2 protein-coding genes and 1 pseudogene are annotated in these 1,948 nt (G+C 65.2%); all 3 read left to right on the forward strand.

Features of this window, described 5'->3' with window-relative positions:
* Positions 1 to 916: (E)-4-hydroxy-3-methylbut-2-enyl-diphosphate synthase (ispG, locus tag EOA33_RS34020; protein WP_127407602.1), on the forward strand; the 916-nt coding region annotated here is incomplete at its 5' end.
* A 5-nt stretch (positions 917 to 921) separates the two neighbouring features.
* On the forward strand, positions 922 to 1,776 hold the full coding sequence (locus tag EOA33_RS34025) for a lytic transglycosylase domain-containing protein (RefSeq protein WP_126057936.1): 855 nt from the start codon (positions 922 to 924) through the stop codon (positions 1,774 to 1,776).
* A 25-nt stretch (positions 1,777 to 1,801) separates the two neighbouring features.
* Positions 1,802 to 1,948: pseudogene (locus EOA33_RS34030) on the forward strand (chloramphenicol phosphotransferase); the annotation flags it as partial.

A 1,948-nucleotide genomic window follows, 5' to 3' on the forward strand; every position in this document is an offset into this window, starting at 1 on the left:
GGCGAAATACCGCATCAATCCCGGCAATGTCGGCTTCAAGGACAAGAAGGACCGGCAGTTCGCCGCGATCGTCGAGATGGCGATCAAATACGACAAGCCGGTGCGCATCGGCGTCAACTGGGGCTCGCTCGACCAGGAACTGCTGACGCGGCTGATGGACGAGAACCAGGCGCAAGGCTTTCCGCTCACCGCGCAGGAGGTCACCCGCGAGGCGATCGTGCAGTCGGCGATCCTGTCGGCAGAGATGGCCGAAGAGATTGGCCTTGGCCGCGACAAGATCATCCTGTCGGCCAAGGTGAGCGGCGTACAGGACCTGATCGCCGTCTACACCGAGCTCGCCACCCGCTCCAACCATGCGCTGCATCTCGGCCTCACCGAGGCCGGCATGGGCACGAAGGGCATCGTCGCCTCGTCCGCTGCCATGGGCATCCTGCTGCAGCAAGGCATCGGCGACACGATCCGCATCTCGCTGACGCCGGAGCCGAACGGCGACCGCACGCGCGAGGTGCAGGTGTCGCAGGAACTGCTGCAGACGATGGGCTTCCGCCAGTTCGTGCCGATCGTCGCGGCTTGCCCCGGCTGCGGCCGCACCACCTCGACGGTATTCCAGGAACTCGCCCAGAACATCCAGGCCGATCTCCGCAAGAACATGCCGGTGTGGCGCGAGAAGTATCCAGGGGTCGAGAACCTCAAGGTCGCGGTGATGGGCTGCATCGTCAACGGTCCCGGCGAATCCAAGCATGCCGATATCGGCATATCGCTGCCCGGCACCGGCGAGACGCCGACGGCGCCGGTGTTCGTCGACGGCAAAAAGGCGGCGACCCTGCGCGGTCCTTCGATCGCCCAGGATTTCGAGAAGATGGTCGCCGACTATATCGAGCAGCGCTACGGACGCGGCAAAGCCGCTGCGGAGTAGACCTGATGCGGCGTTTCCTGAGGGCGACGCTGATCCTGTTTTGCGTGGCGGGCTGGGCTGCAACAGCACAAGCCGATCCGCCGCCGTCCGCCAAGCAGCGGCTCATCGGCAAGGTCTGCAATCTGATCGAGGCGCACGCCGTCGGCAACGGCCTGCCTAAGGATTTCTTCGCCCGGCTGATCTGGAAGGAGAGCCGGTTCGATCCCAATGCGGTGAGCCCCGTTGGCGCCGAAGGCATTGCCCAGTTCATGCCGGGTACGGCAAAGATGCGGGGATTGGCCAACCCTTTCGACATCGAGCAGGCTATTCCCGCCTCGGCGAAATACCTTGCCGAAATGAAGGTTAGCTACGGCAATCTCGGCCTGGCGGCCGCCGCCTACAACGCCGGCGAGAACCGCGTGTCGCGCTGGCTCGGCTCCGGCGGCTTCCTGCCGATGGAGACCGAGAGCTACGTCTTCGACGTCATGGGCGAGCCGGTCGACAAATTCTCGGATGCCTCCTATGCCGGCAAGATCGAGCCGCTCGATGCCAACGCAAGCTTCGCCGCCGCCTGCCGCAAGCTGCCGGTGATCATGTCGCAAACCGTTGCCATGGCCTCGATCAACGTCAAGCCCTGGGGCGTGCAGGTGGCCGGCAATTTCCGCCGCAGCGCCGCGGTCAGCCAGTGGCTGAGGGTCAGGAGCCGCTTCCCGGCGCTGCTTTCCAATCACGATCCGGTGGTCAGCCGTGTGCGCACGCCGATCGGCCGGCGCGGCATCTATGCGGTTCGAATCGGCGCCGACAGCCGCGGCGAGGCCAATGGCATCTGCCAGAAACTGCACGGCGTCGGCGGCGCTTGCCTGGTGGTGCGCAACCGTTGACGGGATGGCGGGAGGGCGTTCGCAGATGACAGCCAGGATCGTCCCGCTGAATGAGGTCGGCAGCGCCGGCAAGAGCTCGATCGCCAGGGCATTGCAGGCGACAACGGCCAAGCCCTTCCTGCATGTGCCGATGGACGCCTTCCTGGAAATGCTGCCCGAGGCGCTGCAGGAT

Origin of the sequence: Mesorhizobium sp. M4A.F.Ca.ET.050.02.1.1, from assembly GCF_003997725.1 — a bacterium.
Lineage (GTDB): Bacteria > Pseudomonadota > Alphaproteobacteria > Rhizobiales > Rhizobiaceae > Mesorhizobium.